Origin of the sequence: Saccharopolyspora terrae, assembly GCF_004348435.1 — a bacterium.
GTDB lineage: Bacteria > Actinomycetota > Actinomycetes > Mycobacteriales > Pseudonocardiaceae > Saccharopolyspora > Saccharopolyspora endophytica.
The window spans coordinates 203,781-220,988 of the sequence record NZ_SMKS01000002.1 but is presented as its reverse complement, the minus strand read 5'-3'; the positions used below and the strand labels follow the sequence as shown (position 1 = coordinate 220,988).

Below are 17,208 nucleotides of genomic sequence, written 5' to 3'. Positions count from 1 at the left end.
GCCAGGCGAGCGGCGTCACAATAACTGGCGTTGCGTTCGTATATTGAACGTCCTGTTCGGAACTGGCGCGTCTTGTGAACGAGCCGAATCCAGCGTTGCCGACTTGCGAGGGAGTGCTCACTTGTCCGAGGAAGCCGACGTCGTCGTGGTCGGCGGCGGGATCGCCGGCCTGATCACCGCCCGCGAGCTCGGCCGCAAGGGCCTGCGCGTGACCGTGCTGGAAGCCCGTGACCGCCTCGGCGGCCGGGTGTGGACGGACCACCGGTTGGGCCGGGATCTGGAGATCGGTGGGACCTGGCTGCACTGGATCCAGCCGCACGCGTGGGCCGAGGTCAACCGCTACGGCTTGGAGGTCACCCGCGGTCCGCGTCCGGAGGAGGCGTACTGGCTGGCCGGCAACGAGGTCCGCACCGGAAGCCTGGACGGGTTCATGGAGCTCATCGACCCGGGCATGCGCCGGCTGCTGGCCGAGACGATGCGATGGATCCCGCGCCCCGACAAGCCGCTGTCGGAATCCGAGCTCGCCTCAGTGGATGGTTTCAGCGTGCAGGACAAGCTCGACGAGCTCGACCTGCCCGTCGAGGAGTACCAGGCCAACGAGGCCGCCTGGGTCGGGCACTTCAACGCACCGCTGCAGGAGGGCGCGTTCACCAGCGCGCTGCGCTGGACCGCCGCCACGGCGGGTTCCTGGCACCTGATGCACGAAGCCTCGGCGGTGTTTCGGCTGGCCTCGGGCACGAAGTCGCTGGTCGAGGCGATCGTGGCCGACACCAACGCCGACATCCACACCGGCACCGAGGTGCAGCGGATCGAGCACGACACCGACGGCGCGGTGGTCACCACCACCGCCGGTGAGCGGATCAGCGCTCGCCGGGTCGTGCTGACCCTGCCGCAGAATCTCCTCGGCGACCTGGACGTCTCACCAGGGCTGTGCAAGGAGAAGCAGGCCGCGACCAAGGAGGGCACGGCGTCGAAGGGAGTGAAGGTCTGGATCCGGGTACGCGGCCCGATTAAGCCGTTCTTCGCCTACTCCTCTGCCGCGCACCCGCTTTCGGTGGTGCGCACCGAGTTCCTCGGCGGCGACGACGCGGTGCTGGTGTCCTTCGGCGCCGACTCCAACCGGATCTCGCCCAACGACCGCGACGCGGTGGCCGAGGCGCTGCGGGTGTGGCGCGACGACCTGGAGGTCCTGGAGGTCACCGGGCACGACTGGATGGCCGACCCGCACTCCCGCGAAACCTGGTTGATGCAAAAGCCGAACCAGCTCACCCGCTACTTCGCCGCACAGCAGCGCGCCGAAGGCGTCCTGCACTTCGCCGGCAGCGACTACGCCAACGTCTGGGCCGGGTTCATCGACGGCGCCATAGAGAGCGGCCACCGCGTGGCCCGCGAGATCACCACCCACCTCACCTGACCACCAGCCACCGGCACCCGACTGGGAGGGAACGCGATCATGACACTGTCGACCCCGACGATCGAACCCCGCTACTTCCGCGACGTCATCGGACACCTGCCCACCGGCGTGACCGTGGTCGCCGGCCGCGAACCCGCAACAGGTGCCCCGGCCGGCCTGGTCGTGGGCACGTTCCAATCGCTGTCGCTGGACCCGCCGCTGGTCACCTTCAGCGTCGCCACGAGCTCCAGCAGCTGGCCCAAGATCCGCAGCGGGCACTTCAGCGCCAGCGTGCTGGCCGACGGTCAGCACGACGTCTGCCGCGCGATGTCGAGCAAGCAGGTCGACAAGTTCGCCCAGCTCGACTGGAGCGAATCCGCCGAGGGATGCCCGCAGATCAACGGCGCGCACGCCTGGATCGACTGCAAAGCAGTGCACGAACTCGAAGGCGGCGACCACGTCATCGTCGTCGCCGAGGTCCTGCGACTCGAAGCAGGCCACGGCCAGCCGCTGATCTTCCACCGCGGCCAGCTGGGTACCTACCACCAGCCCCAGTCCTGACCCCGCTCCCCCGCCACGACGAAGTGAGAGCACACCACCAGATGAACACCACACCGCGATTGACCGAACCGGAAGAGACTCCGGAGGAGCTCGAGTCCTTGTTGGCCGCCGCGACCACCGCGGCAGCCGACTGGGGACGGCGGTCACCGCACGATCGGGCGGACGCGCTGTCGGCGGTCGCCGACGCGCTCGACGCCGAGGGCCAGAGCCTGATCATCGAGGCGATGCGCGAGACCGGCCTGACCGAGGGCAGGCTCACCGGCGAGCTCAAGCGAACCACCGTGCAGCTGCGCATGTTCGCCGAGGAACTGCGCGACGGCTCCTACCTGCGCATCGCGCTCGACCGCCAAGACCCGGACTTCGTGCTGGGCCCCCGACCCGACCTGCGTCGCTGGCTGACCCCGCTGGGGCCGGTGCTGGTCTACGCCGCGAGCAACTTCCCCTTCGCCTTCTCCGTCGCCGGCGGCGACACCGCCTCCGCGCTCGCCGCAGGCTGCCCGGTCCTCCTCAAGGCACATCCCGGCCACCCCGAAACCTCCCGCAAGACCGCAGGACTCGTGCGTTCGGCCCTGCAGTCCGCAGGAGCGCCGGAAGGCACCTTCGCGCTGCTCACCGGCCGCCAAGCCGGCGTCAGCGCGCTGCGCGACCCGCGCATCGCCGCAGGTGCGTTCACCGGTTCGGTCGCCGGGGGCCGGGCGCTGTTCGACATCGCCTCCTCGCGACCGAACCCGATCCCGTTCTTCGGCGAACTCGGCAGCGTCAACCCCGCGATGGTCACCAGTGGTGCCGAGCGCGAGCGCGGCGAGCAGATCGCCGCCGGTTTCGTCGGCTCGTTCACCCTCGGCACCGGGCAGTTCTGCACCAAGCCCGGAATCCTGTTGCTGCCGCGAGGTTCCGAGCTGCCCAAGCGTATCGCCGAACTCGCCCAGAACGTTCCGCCGGCGCGGATGCTCACCTCGGCCATCGCCGACCGCTACCGCGAACGGACCACCGAGCTCGCCGACATCCCGGGCGTCGAGGTGCTCGCGCGCGGCTCCGAACACGCCGATCCCTCCGATATCCCGCAGGTGTCCCCGACCGTGCTGCACGCCGGATCGGTGGCCGATCTGCTGTCCGAGCCCGCTTTGCTGGAGGAGAACTTCGGGCCCTGCGCGGTGATCGCCGAGTACGACGCGGACGAGGACCTGCGCGCAGCGATCTCGGCCGTTCCCGGGACGCTGACGGTCACCGCGCACCTGGCCGGCCAGCCCGACGACGCGGAGCGGCAGCTGGTCTCCGGTCTGGTCGCGCTGGCCGCTTCGCGGTCCGGGCGCGTCCTGTTCGACGAGTGGCCGACCGGCCTCGCGGTCACCCCCGCACAGCAGCACGGCGGGCCCTACCCGGCGACTACTGCCGTGTCGCACACCTCCGTGGGAACCGCGGCGATCGACCGCTTCCTGCGACCGGTGACCTACCAGAACGCCCCCGAGTTCCTGCTTCCGGAAGCGCTGCGCGAGTCCAATCCGCTCGGGCTGCCGCGCAGCACCCACCAGCCCGGTGCCTCGCAGGACTGGGCGCCACCGCAGTGACGACTCACCGGTGACCGCCCACCGGTTTTCCCGCCTTGGCCGGAATCGGCCCGGGCGACACACCCTTCTCCGGAAAGCTCACAGAGGAGTAGAAGACATGCTGTCTCGCCGCATGCGCCTGTTCGCCTTCGAGTTCCAAGGGCCCGCCCATCTTTCGGCCGGCCTGTGGCGGCACGAGAAGGACCAGGGCCACCGCTACACCGACGTCCGCTACTGGACCGAGTACGCCAAGCTGCTCGAAGAAGGCCGCTTCGACGGCGTGTTCTTCGCCGACAACGCCGGCTACCACGACGTCTACCAGGGCAGCGCCGCAGGCGCGCTGGCCGACGGCGCGCAGCTGCCCGCCAACGACCCCGCGCTGGTCATCTCGGCGATGGCCGCCGCCACCGAGCACCTGGGCTTCGGCCTCACCGGCTCGACCACCTACGAGCACCCCTACACCCTGGCACGCAAGTTCAGCACGCTCGATCACCTCACCGACGGCCGCATCGGCTGGAACCTGGTGACCTCCTACGCCGACAGCGCCGCCCGCAACGTCGGCAACGGACTGCTGCCCGCGCACGACGAGCGCTACGACGTGGCCGCCGAGCACCTGGAGGTCTGCTACAAGCTCTGGGAGGGCTCCTGGGACGACGACGCCGTGGTCCGCGACCTCGAGCGGTGCGTCTACGCCGACCCGGAGCGAGTGCACGACATCAAGCACCAGGGCAAGTACTTCAACGTGCCCGGTTTCGCGCTGTGCGAGCCCTCCCCGCAGCGCACCCCGGTGATCTTCCAGGCAGGCGGGTCGTCGAAGGGCCGCGCGCTGGCCGCCGCCCACGCCGAGGGCGTGTTCGTCAACGCGCTGTCGAAGAAGGCACTGCGCAAGCAGGTCGACGCGCTCCGCGCGCAGGCCGCCGAAGCCGGGCGGGACCCGCGTTCGCTGCGGGTGCTGCAGATGCTCAACGTCGTGGTCGCCGAGACCGACGAGCTGGCGCACGCCAAGTACGAGCAGTACCGCAAGCTGGTCAGCTACTCCGGCGCGATGGCCCGCTACAGCGGCTGGACCGCGCTGGACATGTCCCAGTTCGACCCGGACGTGCCGCTGCGGCACGTCAAGACCGACGCCGGCCAGACCATGGTGGACCTGTTCTCCAAGATGGACCCGGACAAGGAGTGGACGCCGCGCGACATCGCCGAGTTCATCGGCATCGGCGGCAGCGGACCCACCATCGTCGGATCCCCGGAAACCGTCGCTGAGGAGCTCATCAGCTGGGTCGAGGACTGCGACATCGACGGGTTCAACCTCGGCAACGCCGTGAAGTACCAGGACATCGCCGACTTCATCGAGCTCGTCGTGCCCGAACTCCAGCGCCGCGAGGCGGTCTGGACCGAATACCAGGGCCGCACCCTGCGCGAGAAGCTCCACGGCCCCGGCAACACCCGGCTCGTCGAAGACCACCCCGGCCGCAAGTTCGCCCACGCCGCACTCGCGGCGGGCCACTGACGCCCAGCGCCCTCAAGGAAGAGGAAACCCGATGCAGACAGCGCAACTCCACGAGATCGCCACGATCCTGCGCGAGGCGCGGCTCAACCGCACCCCGGTCGCCGCGCCGACCAAGACGTGGCAACAGCTCGACGCCGATGCCGCGTTCGAGGTCCAGCGGCTCACCGTGGACATGGCAGTGTCCGAGGGCGACCGCGTCGTCGGCTACAAGCTCGGCAACATCGCCAAGGCCATGCAGGCCGCGTTCGGTCTCGACCAGCCCGACTACGGCTTCCTGCTGGCCAGCACGTTCACCTACGAAGGCACCACGGTCGACCCCGGGCGGTACATCGAACCCTTCGTCGAACTGGAACCAGCGTTCTTGCTCAAACGACACCTGCGCGGCCCGAACGTCACCGTCGCCGACGTGATCAACGCCGTCGAGTGCGCGGTGCCGGCAATCGAGATCATCGACTCCCGGGTGCAGAACTGGGCCATCGATCTGCCCGACACGCTGTCCGACAACGGATCCACCGGCGCGGTGATCCTCGGCGGCACACCCCGCCGGATCACCGACCTCCGGCTCAGCGACACCACGGGAACCCTGCGCTTCAACGGTGAACCGGTGATGTCGGGCAACACCAAGAACATCCTCGGCAACCCGCTGTCGGCGACCGCGTGGCTGTGCAACCGCCTCGCCGCCTACGACGTCGAGTTCGAGCCCGGCCAGGTCATCCTCCCGGGCAGCTGCCTGGAAGCGGTCCGCATGAACGCCCCGGGCACCTGGACCGGCGAATTCGCCGACTGGGGCTCGGTGCAGTTCGAGGTCTCCCCGGCCTAGATCACCGCACCACGCTTCGGGGCTTGCGGAGGCAGCTCGCCCGCAAGCCCCAAGCAGCGCCCAGCGTCGGCCCACCAAGAAAGAAAAAACAAACGCTTTGTTCAGATGCCAAACACCCATAGCGGCTGATTGGCGCGGCCGGCATCCACACGAAGACACCATCACCCACCACCGCTCGACGCGGAACGCGGTGTGCCGCCGGAACCAACACCCCCGAATCACCCTGGAGGCGTTCCACCGGCGGCGACTCCACCCGTCAGGCGCCTAACCCAGGCCTCCCAAGCTGAAAGCGGGAGACCTCGAATCCCTTCCCCTCCATCGCGTCCACTAAGTGAACGCGCCTGTTACCCTGTTTGCACGACAGGACTCATGTCAGGCGCGATCAGGAGGCGAGCAGCGATGGGCGAGGAGCCCGAGCACCCCGACTTGGCGAACAAGTCGGTCACCAAGGCAATGCGCCTGCTCCGCGAACTGGCCGCTCAACCGCGCACCGGCACCACGGTCACCACCCTCGCCAAGGCGGCGGGCCTGAGCAGACCCACCGCATTCCGGCTGCTCTACAGCCTCGAACAGGGCGGTTTCGTCGATCGCATCGACACCAACTACGTCCTCGGCTGGGAACTCGCCCGCCTGGGCAGGCAGGCCGACCCCTACGCGGGCCTGGTCGCCCACGCCCAGCCGCTGCTGCAGGAGCTGGCCGACAAGTTCAACGAGTCGGTGACCCTGTCGATCCCGAACGCGCAGGACGGCCTCGATCTGGTGGCCGAGGCCGCCGGTTCGCACGTGGTCGGCGTGCTCTCGCGCAACATGGTCGGCGAGCGCTACCCGATGCACGCCAGCTCGACCGGCAAGGTGCTGCTCGCCGAACAGCCCGTGGAGAAGCTGCGCCGATCCCTGCCCGAAGAACTCGAGGCGTTCACCCCGCACACCATCACCGACCGCGACGCCCTGTTCAAAGAGCTGGAGCAAGTCCGCGAGCAAGGCTTCGCCATCATCGACAACGAGCTCGAACCAGAACTGCTGTCGCTGTCACGCCCGGTCCGCGACAGCGCGGGAACCATGGTCGCCATCCTGACCCTCAACGGCCCCCGCAGCCGCTTCGGCCGCGCCCACATCCCTGAAGCCCTGCAACAGATGCAAGGCACCGTCGACCGCCTCGCCGAACTCTTCTGGCGAGACTCAGCCAACTACTGATCCTCACGAACGTCATGCAGGTGGCGCATGTTGAGGAGCAGCTAGTACGCGGCATGATCGCTCGCAGGCGGAGGAGCCACCCATGTCGAGCCACTGCGTCGTCTGGCCCTGGGTACCGATCAGCTCGTCTGCCCACGCACGACGATCGCGTCATTGGCGTCCTCAGCGCGCAAGGTCGGCCGCACGAGCCAGCCCGGTCACGGTCCCGGCGCAACCACCGATGATCAGCCGCGCACCTTAACCGAAGCACCCGCGGGTCGCCGTGGCAGGACACGCTGCGGGGCACAGGGATGGAGTCGACATCCACTGTTCAGCGAACCAGAAATCGCTCCTGCGAAACGGTCCCCATATGGTGTTTGATCGGCGGCAAACGCCACCCGTAGGCTCTTGTTGCAGCCACTCCTCTTCGCGTACGCAGCCACAGGACCAAGATTCGGGGACACTCGCCTGAGAAGGTGGAGTTCAAGTTTCCAGGCGCACGAGCTGCGGGCACTAGTGCACGACGAAGTTCGCCGAGCGATCGACGCCGAGTTGGTTCTGGCCAAACCCGTGGGTGCCCAAGACACGATCTCGCGGATCAGGGGGCAATGTCTTCGAGACATGACGGAATCATGCCCCTCTCGAGTCTGTACAACTAGTGGTCGCGGCGGGTGACCAGGTGGGCCAGCGCTTCGAGCTCGGTGGTTCGCGCGACGAGACGCGCCGCGTGCAGGTGTCTCTGCGCTTCGGCGAGCAACTGGTCGGCCTGTCCTTGGCTCCACACGCGGCCGCCTGCGGTGTCGACCAGTTCGGCAACCTCGATCAGCTCCGCTTGCGCGAGGGGTTCGTCGCGTTGGTATCGAGCGGCGAGCTCATTGCCGGCAGGGGTCCGGGATTTCAACGCAGCCACGATGGGCAGGGTCTTCTTTCGGCCATGCAAGTCGGAATATGCGGGCTTGCCGGTGACCTCGGGATCGCCCCAGATGCCCAGGAGGTCGTCGACGTGTTGGAACGCCAGCCCGAGGTTCTCGCCGTAGGTGCGCAGGTGCTGGGCCTGGCCCGAGGTGCCGCCGCCGAACAGGACACCGAGCTCGCAGGCAGCCCCCAGCAGCGTCCCGGTTTTGGCCTGGGCCATGCGTTGACATTCGTGGAGGTCGACGTCAGTACGCTGTTCGAAAGCGATGTCCGTGATCTGGCCCTCGATCAGAACCTGGATCGCGCTGTTGAGCATTCGAATGCCGCGCAGCCCGGCCGGGTGCGTGCTCTCGGCGAGCACATCGGAAGCCAGGCTCACCAGTGCGTCCCCTGCGAGGATCGCCGCGCTGGTGCCGAAAACGCTCCACGCTGTCGGACGGTGGCGGCGGGTGGCGTCGTGGTCGATGACGTCGTCGTGCAGAAGCGAGAAGTTGTGCACGAGTTCCACCGCCGCGGCTGCGGGCAGGGCCGACGGCGCTGAGCCGCCCACTGCCTCGGCGGTCAGGAACACCAAGGTGGCCCGCAGCGCTTTGCCTCCGCTGGCCTGGGTGGATCGTCCGTGCTCGTCCCACCAGCCGAAGTGGTATCCGGCGATGTGCCGCATGTCTTCGGGCAGCGTGTCGACGGCGGTCCGCAGAGCGGGTGTGACGAGCTGGCGGCCCCAATCGAGCACCTCGTGCGCCGGGGGGTTGGTGGGCCTGGCTCCGGTGGCGGTCATACCGATCTCCTCACTCAGCGGGCGATCTCGACGTTTTCCAGGACGCCGAGCGCGTCGGGGGTGAGCACGGCCGCGGAGAAGTACGCGCTGACCAGGTACGAGGTGATGGCCTTGTCGTTGATGCCCATGAAGCGCACGTTCAGGCTCGGTTCGTACTCGTCAGGGATGCCGGTTTGGTGCAGACCGACCACACCCTGGTGGTCCTCACCGGTGCGCAGCACCAGGATCGAGCTGGTGCCCGTCTCGGTGATGGGGATCTTGTTGCAGGGCAGCAACGGCACTCCACGCCAGGCCGACAGCGTGGTGCCATCCACATCGACGCTGTCCGGGTAGAGCCCGAGCCGGCTGCACTCGCGTCCGAACGCGGCGATCGTGCGCGGGTGGGCCAGGAAGAACTCGGACTTGCGGCGACGGGAGAGCAGTTCATCGAGATCGCCTGGGGTCGGCGGGCCACCGGTGGTCTGGATGCGCTGGCGCAGATCGGCGTTGTGCAGCAGACCGAACTCACGATTGTTGATCAGTTCGTGTTCCTGCCGCTCGCGCAGTTCCTCGACGGTCAGCCGCAGCTGTTGGTCGAGCTGGCTCATCGGCTGGTTGTAGAGGTCGGCGATGCGGGTGTGCACGCGCAGGATCGTCTGGGCGACGCTGAGCTCGTACTCCCGCGGGTTGAGGTCGTAGTCGACGAAGGTGCCGGGCAGCTCGGGTTCGCCGTCGTGCCCGGAGGCGAGCGCCATGGCAGCCTCGCCATGCTTGTTCTGCGTGGGTTTCACGTTGGCGGCCACCTGTTCCAGGTGGCCGCGCAGCGGCGCGGACCGGTCGGTCACCTCCGCGAGCGCCTGCCGGGACAGGGTCAGCACGATGCAGGGGGTCAGCGCCTTGACCGTGACCTGCCAGGACTGCTGCGTTCCGGTCAGGAGCTGGTCACCGAAGAACGCACCGCCGGCAAGGACATCCAGTGCGGCTTGGCCACCGTATTCGCTGGTGGTGAACGTGTTGACCTTGCCGTGGGCCAGCAGCACGACCTCGTCGGCCGGCTGGCCGGCGTTCGCGATGACCTCGCCCGGGGCGTAGTCGCGCTGGGTGAACCGGTCGGCCAGCGCGGTCAGCACAGCCTCGTCGTCGAACTCGCGCAAAGCGGGAAGTTCACGCAGCTCCGGGGGCACGACACGCACTTGATCGCCGGTGTTGGAAAAGGTCACCCGGCCATCGCCGAGGGCATAGGTCAACCGACGGTTGACTCGGTAGGAGCCGGCTGAGGTCTGCACCCACGGCAGCTTGCGCAACAGCCACCGAGGGCTGATCGACTGCATCTGCGGTGCGGTCTTGGTCGTGGTCGCGAGAGTACGTGCCGCGGCCGTGCTCAAGCTGAGTCGGCCGTCACCGTCCTGTTCGGACGCCGAGGCAGGGTGGGTCCGGGTCATGTGGGGTGCACCAATCGCATATCGCGCGGAAGAGGATGAACGTCAGTGGTCACGTGGTATGGCCGCGCCTGCTCCAGCGGGCGTGATGCGGGCGGCCGCGGTGCCGATCCCGGTGGGGCCGGACAGACGGTGGCGCACGGCGGACTCCCGAGCTCCACCGCTAGCGAACGGGTGCACTGCACCGTCCGCCTGAGTGCGCCTGAGCTCGGCCTCGGTGTAGCGCACGCATCGGCGATGCCACTCCAGGATCCCGGACATCCAGTCCTTGAGTTCCTCGGCGTGGCGAGTCAGCACTTGGCGTGCCGAAGATTCCAGCGAGAGCTCGTCGAACAGCACCGGTAGTTCGTGGGCAACGATGTGCTCGAACTGCCGCATGCGCGCGGACATCAGATCGGCCACGATGTCGCGAGCCGTCCACCGGTCGGTGTCCAGGAAGTTCTCCACGACCAGGACGAGGTTGTGCAGCTCGCCCTCGAACTCGATCTCCTTCTGGTACGAGAACAGGTCGTTGGTGAAGCAGGCGTAGTCCTGCGCCGCGGCTTCCATCTCGCGGATGACGCGCGTCCGGTAGATCTCCGCCGGTACGACGTCGAGATGCGCCAGCCGCGACAGGCTCATCGTCATGTCCGAACCGAAGGTCTTGCGGCGCATCTCGATGTAGTCCACCGGGTCCGGGATCCGGTGCTGGGTCTGATTGGCCAACTCCCACAACCAGCTGGAGGTCATGTCCTCGACCGCCGTGCGGAACTGCTGTCGAGCCGACCGCGTCATGGGCCCGGCGGTGCGCCGCCAGAGGTCGGCCAGACCTCGCTCGATCGGGTTCGTGGGCTCCGGAACGGAACCCACGTCCAAGGGCATGAACGCCGACAGCCTCTCGTTGCACATCCTCGCGCCGACCAGGTTGCGGCTGACCCCGAAAACCAGCGGGAAGTAGTCATCGCCGTAGGTGCCCCAGGCCAGCCAGTCCGATGAGAGATTGAGCGCTTCCGGACTCGCATCAGCGTGGATCATGGCGGCGCAGTGGGCGAAGTCAAAGCCGATGAAGCGCCGCTCATCCCACACCCCGCCGCGCTCTACCCCGGGAACGGAGTCGAACATGCCCATCCGTCGAGCCCAGCCGACCGCGTAACTCCGCGCGGCGTCCAAGTGCGGACTCATGCGGACCGGGTAGGGCATGTAGAGCTCCGGCAGCGGCAAGTGCCCCACCGGGGTGCACGGCGTGTGAGACCGCTGCTGGCTTCGCCGGCGCAGACCCGGCCCCAATCGAGACGACGCCAGTCTGCTCGCGGACGTGCCCATCCCGGTGGGTCCGTCGAGCACGCCCGCCGAACCAGTGACGGCACCCTCGTTCATGTAGCGACTGGACTGCATGTGCCACTCGTGGCCACCGGACTGCCAGTCCTGCAACCCCTTGACGTAGGTCAGCACGCTCGCGCGGGCATCGGGGGCGAGCCCATGTTCCTCGCACAGCGGCGGCACTTCCGTCAGAGCGGTGTTCTCGAACTGTTCCAGCCGCGAGGTCAGCAGATCGTTGGTCAGCTCAGCAGCCTGCTGCGGAGTGCATCCGAAGAAGGTCTCCACAACGAGCACCCCGTTGTTGACCTCGCCTTCCTCCTCGGTCTCACGCTGGTAGGAAAACAGGTCATTGCGCAGGTGCACCCCGTCGGCGAAGGTGTCCTTGAGCACCCGCATCGGCCGGGTGCCGGCAACGACCTCCGGAATCTCCGCCCGTGAGGCGAGTTCAACCAGGTCAGCCGACCACGGTGCGCCGCCGACCTTGCGCCGCATCTCGATGTAGTCGATCGGGTTGGGCACCCGGTCCTCGGTGATGTTCGCCAACTCCCACAGGCAGTCCTCGAGCAGGTTTCGAGTGCTCTCCGAGAACCGACGGAGCCAGTCGGCGGACATGATCGACGCGGTGCGAGCCCACAGGTCGGCCAGTCCCCATTCCACTGGATTCATCGCAACCGGCGGAGTCCGGGACGGCTGTGCCGGCATGAACGCCGCCAGGCCGGTGAGGTACTCGCGCGCACCGGCCAGGTCCCCGGTGCGTTTGTAGTGTTCGAGGAAGTGATCGTCGAAGTAGAACACCCACACGTACCAGTCGGTGACCAGGTTCAGGTCCTCAGCTGCGGCATCCGGGTGGGTGTAGGCGCACAGCAGGGGATAGTCGGCCGAGTCGAACGTGGCCTCGTCCCAGATGAACGTGCCACCACGAGCAGTCGTGGCACCCTCCGGCTCGACCATCTCCATCTCGCGTGCCCACGTCTTGCTGTGCTTCCGCGCGGCATCGAGGTGCGGATTCAGCCGTGCGGGCCACGGCAGGTAGAACTCCGGCAGCGCAAACGGTTGGTTCCCCATGAGGTGCGGTCAGCTTTCCCGGCCGGTTTCGACGTTTTCCAGCACACCCACCGCATCCGGCACCAGGATCGCCGCGGAGTAATAGGTGCTGACCAGGTACGAGATGAGCGCCTTGTCGTTGATGCCCATGAACCGCACCGACAGGCCTGGCTCGTACTCGTCCGGGATGCCCGTCTGGTGCAGCCCCACCACTCCCTGGTTCTGCTCACCTGTGCGCATCAGCAGCATCGACGTGGTGCGGTGGGAGTTCATCGGCAGCTTGTTGCACGGGAACAGGGGCACTCCCCGCCACGCCGGAACCTGATGCCCACCGACGTCCACGCTCTGCGGATACAAGCCCCGCTTGCTGCATTCCCGGCCGAACGCCGCAATCGCCCGCGGATGCGCCAGGAAGAAGCTCGGCTCCTTCCACACCAGGGACAACAGCTCGTCCATGTCGTCCGGGGTCGGCGGGCCACTGCGGGTGTGGATGCGCTGCCGCAGGTCGGCGTTGTGCAGCAGACCGAAATCGCGGTTGTTGATCAGCTCGTTCTCTTGTTCCTCGCGCAGCTCCTGGATCGTCAGCCGCAACTGCTGCTCGATCTGATCCATCGGCTGGTTGTACAGATCCGCCACCCTCGTGTGCACGCGCAGGATGGTCTGAGCCACGCTGAGCTCGTATTCGCGGGGCTTGAGGTCGTAGTCGACGAACGTGCCAGGCAGATCCGGCTCGCCCGCGTGTCCGGACGCCACCTTGATCGCGGCCTCGCCGTCGGCGTTGTGCTCCCCAGGAACACCGGTGGCGATCTGATCGAGGTGGGACCGCAGCACCTCCGACCGTTCCCTGATCTCCAGGAACGACTCCCTGGGCAACGTCAGCACTGTGCACGCGGTGGCCGCCTTGGCCGTGAAGTCCCACTCACCGTCGGCACCGGTCAAGACCGAGGAACCGAAGAACTCCCCATCCGCCAGCATTCCCAGAACCGTCTGATCACCGTACTCACCGGCGCCGAGCTGGTTGACCTTGCCGTGCGCGATGAGCACCACCTCATCAATCGGCTCACCCGCCGTAGCGATGACATCGCCCGGTTCGTACTCACGCTGGGCGAAACGGTCCGCCAAAGCCTCCAGCACACCCGTGTCGTCGAAACCCCGCAACGGCGGCAGCTCACGCAACTCCGCAGGGACCACCCGCACATCGGCACCGGTGTTCGAGAAGGTCACCCGCCCGTCGCCGAGCGTGTAGGTCAACCGGCGGTTCACCCGATACGCGCCACCCGAAGCCTGCACCCACGGCAGCAAACGCAACAGCCACCGCGAGGTGATCGACTGCATCTGCGGCGGCGTCTTCGTGGTCGTCGCCAGATTCCGCGCCGCCGCAGTCCCCAAGCTCAACTGGTCGCTACCCGTGCCCACTCCCGACTGAGCCGGCTCAGAACCCGTCATCACACCCGCCAATCACTTGTTGAACCAAGATCGCCTCGGACCGCGACCACGACCTTGTCGTACATCCGAACGAGTGTCGATCAGACAGATCAGTGATACCCAGCCAATGGGCCAATGACTCGCGGTGATCACTCCACTTCGGTCGAGCTACCAGAGCGACAGAAACCACCGCCGAACTTGTTCGAGATCACTATCACGCTCACCAACCGCGCCTGGTCACCTCCCGCACGTGGAGACAGCGCCGAGCGGCGCTCAGGAAACCCACGCCGGCAACGTCGAGGACGGCGCCCGCCTCATCCGCGACGTCCGCAGCTCGTTCAACCGTGAAGACGAGCGGGTGCACGGCTATGTCGAGCAGCGAATCGCCGACGTGCCGGTGGACGGGCGGCCGGTCGTGGCGGGTACGGAACCAGTGGTTGCGCTGCTGCCCCATGGAACGTTCGCGACAGACGTTCCGGCCGCCAGTCACCCGACTGACCAAACTCCCCGGACATCACATCTAGTCCATACGGATGATGCTGCGCAATTGCCGGGACGGTCAGTCTGTTGCCACCTACGGTCACATCTCGTGAATTGGAAATGACAAACGCCCGCTATCGTTTCGGTCGCCCTGATGGCCGGGTTTGCCGCCCCAGGTGCCATCGCTGCACCGGAAGCAAGCAGCGTCCCAGCCACCACTGGGGCGCCGTCAGCACCGAGCGTTGTGCAGTTCACCCTTCCCGCAACTGAGCCCGGGAAAGAAGCTGTGCGAGCCGAGTGCCGCCTCATCGAAGAAGGTAGGCCGCATGTCAGGACAAGCACCGGAGGCGCGGGAACGAAGGCCCGCGTCAACTGCAGCACACCGGTGGCCTCGATCTCGCTGACCGGCGAGATGTACTACTACTGGGGCGATTGACTTCCCCAGGTGGGAAGCCCGATCTCGCACTCGCAAAACTTCAACATGCCCACGCTGACGAATGATCGAACCAGCTCGGCTCCCTGCCCTAACGCTAACCCCACATGGTGGTACGCCGAGTTCAACGCGGTCGTCGAGCCCGTGAGAGGGGGCGAAACCTTCCCCCTGTCGCTCACATCGTCTGAAGCCGAGCTCAACTGTGGTCCATCATAGAGCGATGGACGTATTTGATTTTGACGATCGCAACGTATGTGAGCGGCTGGACACCCCTACGTTCATGGTCGAGCTGTGGTCGTGGTCAATCGACTCCAAGGGTGACGCAATGGGCTTCCACATGACTCCCCGACTGCTGCGAGGCTGTGATGTACGAGAGGCCTTGGCTTGGTGCGACAAGAACAAGCCGAGTCCGGGCAGCTTCGTTCTGTTCGCAGGCGTCTGGACGAACCTTGGCTACTTCAAGGGCTTGTGGCTCGCAGGACGGGCACCGGGTGAGGACGAGCAGTCGGCTACCTCATCCGCGACCGCATACACGCCACCGGACTAGCGCACGCCCCTGAGCACGTCGTGGATGACTGCAAGCCTGATCACGCAGCCGAGGACGATCAGGAGCGGCTCTCAGCACACTCCTCGTGGGCCACGTGACCGTGCGCCACAAGGAATCCGCGCGAACTACGTCTTGGACCTTGTCCGGCACGCGCCAGGACACCCGACAGCCCCTGCCCCGGCCGCCCGTGACCAACATTCCCGCTGCTCACGAAGCAATTTCGCCTGTCCCTCCAAGGCACCCCCGGGCGGACTCCCAGCGGGACGTGCGGGACAGCAAAATGCCCTCTGCTCAGCCGGTCCCGGCCAGCGCGAGCCGTGTGGTTAGTGCGCAACTCGCCCTCGGACACAACATCAACCCCAGGTCAAGCTTTTGACCTGGGGTTTCTGATGCAGATCTTGTGAACCACTCAACACCTCAAGACCCTGACCTGCGTCTTGATCCGTGGAAGTGCAAATCCCTCTCCGATACGCACATCCCCGAACTCATCTTCGGCCTCGCCACGCCTCCGCCAAGAACATCTAGGCCCTCTGCTCAGCGACGACGGCGACCCGGCACACCTTGCGAGGCCGATCAATTCAGGCCTCCAGCGGATGGTCGTCTGCACCCAGGCGATCTAGTGTTCTGTCTGGTTGAACCTGGCGCAGCGTTGAATGGTGCACTGACCAGAAGAAGTCGCTTTCGAGTGCCAGCCGTTCGCCGACGCGCGCCCAGTGCCTTCTTCATCACCTGGCGCAGGACCTCGACCGACACGACGGACTCGTCGTTGCTCATCGCGCACCCTCGTGAACCTTGTCGGCGTTGGCTCGGAATCTCCGAGGTGCCTGCTCAGTCGTTGACCAGACCGCCGTCGACCACCAGGTTCTGGCCCGTGACGGCCCGCGACCACGGCGAGGCGAAGAACAGAGCCGCGTCGGCGAACTCCTCGGGTGTCACCACGCGACGCAACGGTGTGTTCGCGGCGATCGCGTCGAACACCGCCTCGGGAGTGGCGGCGCTCGCGTCGGTGGTGCGCAGCAGCCCTCCCGAGACCATGTTGACCGTGATGCCATCGGGACCGAGATCGGCAGCGAGGGTGCGGGTCAGCGACAGCAGCGCCGCCTTCGCGGCCGTGTAGTCGTGATAGGGAACGACCGGGTTCTGGAACAGATTGGTGCCGACGTTGACGATCCGGCCGGCACCGAGCTCCCGCATGCCCGGCAGAGCCGCCTGGGCGGTGTGCAGCGCACCGCGGACGCTGCCCTCGAACTGCCCGGCGAACTCACCCCACGTGATCGCGTCGGCGCGCGAACGAGCGTCGCCGTTGAACGCGAAATCGGCAAGAGCGTTGTTGACCACCGTCGTCACCGGAGTCCCGAAACGCTCACGTGCCGTGGCGAACAGGGCATCGACCTGGGCTCGATCGGTGACGTCGGCCTCGACGGCGATCACCTGGTCTCCGAGCTCGCCGGCCAGCGCTTCCGCCTGCTCACGGCTGCGGCGGTAGTCGATCACGACGCGCGCGCCCTGCCCCGCGAACGCGCGCACCAACGCGGCGCCCAGGCCGCGCCCACCTCCGGTCACCACCACGAGCTGATCGTCGAAATCCATGCCCCGCACGGTAGTGGCCGGAAGTCAGCCATCGGCGCCCGCGGTACCCGTGACCTATTGAAGAGGAGAACGCGTCTTCCGCTTGGCCCTCAGCCGCATATCGGCAGAGGGCACTACAACGGTGCCCCACATCCGCGGTAGCGAGAGAGGGGCACCGTGCGAGCCGTGCTCACCGTCGATCGAACTTGTTCGCCTTCACCGCGTGTGTGGTGACGGCGGACGACGAGATCTCGCGCTCGCAGCCCACGGGTCTTCCGGCTTCGTGGGGTTCCTTGTTT

General features: G+C 66.9%; 13 protein-coding genes. 7 read left to right on the top strand and 6 right to left on the bottom strand.

What is annotated here, in order from left to right; genetic code table 11:
- Positions 1–121 precede the first annotated feature (121 nt).
- The 6 genes from E1181_RS02810 to E1181_RS02785 all read left to right on the top strand — a co-directional run bounded on the left by E1181_RS02810 (position 122) and on the right by E1181_RS02785 (position 7,022).
- On the top strand, positions 122–1,414 hold the full coding sequence (locus E1181_RS02810) for a flavin monoamine oxidase family protein (RefSeq protein ID WP_132672280.1): 1,293 nt from the start codon (positions 122–124) through the stop codon (positions 1,412–1,414).
- A 39-nt stretch (positions 1,415–1,453) separates the two neighbouring features.
- On the top strand, positions 1,454–1,954 hold the full coding sequence (locus tag E1181_RS02805; protein WP_132672279.1) for a flavin reductase family protein: 501 nt from the start codon (positions 1,454–1,456) through the stop codon (positions 1,952–1,954).
- Positions 1,955–1,995: 41 nt separating this feature from the next.
- Positions 1,996–3,522: an aldehyde dehydrogenase (NADP(+)) gene (locus E1181_RS02800; RefSeq protein ID WP_132672278.1), complete on the top strand. Its 1,527-nt coding sequence runs from the start codon at positions 1,996–1,998 to the stop codon at positions 3,520–3,522.
- Between the two features lie 97 nt (positions 3,523–3,619).
- Entirely contained in the window at positions 3,620–5,008 is a 1,389-nt protein-coding gene (locus tag E1181_RS02795) for an LLM class flavin-dependent oxidoreductase (RefSeq protein ID WP_132672277.1), read from the top strand.
- 31 nt (positions 5,009–5,039) lie between these two features.
- On the top strand, positions 5,040–5,828 hold the full coding sequence (locus tag E1181_RS02790) for a 2-keto-4-pentenoate hydratase (RefSeq protein WP_132672276.1): 789 nt from the start codon (positions 5,040–5,042) through the stop codon (positions 5,826–5,828).
- Positions 5,829–6,227: 399 nt separating this feature from the next.
- On the top strand, positions 6,228–7,022 hold the full coding sequence (locus E1181_RS02785) for an IclR family transcriptional regulator (protein WP_132672275.1): 795 nt from the start codon (positions 6,228–6,230) through the stop codon (positions 7,020–7,022).
- A gap of 634 nt (positions 7,023–7,656) precedes the next feature.
- On the opposite strand, the gene E1181_RS02780 is transcribed toward E1181_RS02785, so the two are convergent.
- The 5 genes from E1181_RS02780 to E1181_RS02760 form a co-directional block, all read right to left on the bottom strand.
- Positions 7,657–8,694, bottom strand: coding sequence for a family 2 encapsulin nanocompartment cargo protein polyprenyl transferase (locus E1181_RS02780; protein WP_132672274.1), 1,038 nt, complete (start codon positions 8,692–8,694; stop codon positions 7,657–7,659).
- 14 nt (positions 8,695–8,708) lie between these two features.
- On the bottom strand, positions 8,709–10,115 hold the full coding sequence (locus E1181_RS02775) for a family 2B encapsulin nanocompartment shell protein (RefSeq protein ID WP_132672273.1): 1,407 nt from the start codon (positions 10,113–10,115) through the stop codon (positions 8,709–8,711).
- Positions 10,116–10,157: 42 nt separating this feature from the next.
- Positions 10,158–12,476, bottom strand: coding sequence for a family 2 encapsulin nanocompartment cargo protein terpene cyclase (locus E1181_RS02770; RefSeq protein WP_132672272.1), 2,319 nt, complete (start codon positions 12,474–12,476; stop codon positions 10,158–10,160).
- 9 nt (positions 12,477–12,485) lie between these two features.
- Complete coding sequence (locus tag E1181_RS02765; RefSeq protein WP_132672315.1) at positions 12,486–13,901, bottom strand: family 2B encapsulin nanocompartment shell protein; 1,416 nt, start codon at positions 13,899–13,901, stop codon at positions 12,486–12,488.
- Positions 13,902–14,100: 199 nt separating this feature from the next.
- Positions 14,101–14,334, bottom strand: a complete 234-nt coding sequence (locus E1181_RS02760; RefSeq protein ID WP_132672271.1) for a hypothetical protein — start codon at positions 14,332–14,334, stop codon at positions 14,101–14,103.
- 679 nt (positions 14,335–15,013) lie between these two features.
- On the opposite strand from E1181_RS02760, the gene E1181_RS02755 reads away from it, so the two are divergent.
- Entirely contained in the window at positions 15,014–15,340 is a 327-nt protein-coding gene (locus E1181_RS02755; RefSeq protein ID WP_132672270.1) for a hypothetical protein, read from the top strand.
- 828 nt (positions 15,341–16,168) lie between these two features.
- On the opposite strand, the gene E1181_RS02750 is transcribed toward E1181_RS02755, so the two are convergent.
- Complete coding sequence (locus tag E1181_RS02750; protein ID WP_132672269.1) at positions 16,169–16,930, bottom strand: 3-oxoacyl-ACP reductase; 762 nt, start codon at positions 16,928–16,930, stop codon at positions 16,169–16,171.
- Between the last annotated feature and the right edge of the window lie 278 nt (positions 16,931–17,208).

Excerpts from the sequence above, each read along its gene's own strand:
- E1181_RS02755 (WP_132672270.1), top strand. The coding sequence starts at position 15,014 with ATGGACGTATTTGATTTTGACGATCGCAACGTATGTGAGCGGCTGGAC.
- E1181_RS02790 (WP_132672276.1), top strand. The coding sequence starts at position 5,040 with ATGCAGACAGCGCAACTCCACGAGATCGCCACGATCCTGCGCGAGGCG.
- E1181_RS02750 (WP_132672269.1), bottom strand. The coding sequence starts at position 16,930 with ATGGATTTCGACGATCAGCTCGTGGTGGTGACCGGAGGTGGGCGCGGC.
- E1181_RS02760 (WP_132672271.1), bottom strand. The coding sequence starts at position 14,334 with ATGGGGCAGCAGCGCAACCACTGGTTCCGTACCCGCCACGACCGGCCG.
- E1181_RS02805 (WP_132672279.1), top strand. The coding sequence starts at position 1,454 with ATGACACTGTCGACCCCGACGATCGAACCCCGCTACTTCCGCGACGTC.
- E1181_RS02780 (WP_132672274.1), bottom strand. The coding sequence starts at position 8,694 with ATGACCGCCACCGGAGCCAGGCCCACCAACCCCCCGGCGCACGAGGTG.
- E1181_RS02765 (WP_132672315.1), bottom strand. The coding sequence starts at position 13,901 with ATGACGGGTTCTGAGCCGGCTCAGTCGGGAGTGGGCACGGGTAGCGAC.
- E1181_RS02770 (WP_132672272.1), bottom strand. The coding sequence starts at position 12,476 with ATGGGGAACCAACCGTTTGCGCTGCCGGAGTTCTACCTGCCGTGGCCC.
- E1181_RS02775 (WP_132672273.1), bottom strand. The coding sequence starts at position 10,115 with ATGACCCGGACCCACCCTGCCTCGGCGTCCGAACAGGACGGTGACGGC.
- E1181_RS02800 (WP_132672278.1), top strand. The coding sequence starts at position 1,996 with ATGAACACCACACCGCGATTGACCGAACCGGAAGAGACTCCGGAGGAG.
- E1181_RS02795 (WP_132672277.1), top strand. The coding sequence starts at position 3,620 with ATGCTGTCTCGCCGCATGCGCCTGTTCGCCTTCGAGTTCCAAGGGCCC.
- E1181_RS02785 (WP_132672275.1), top strand. The coding sequence starts at position 6,228 with ATGGGCGAGGAGCCCGAGCACCCCGACTTGGCGAACAAGTCGGTCACC.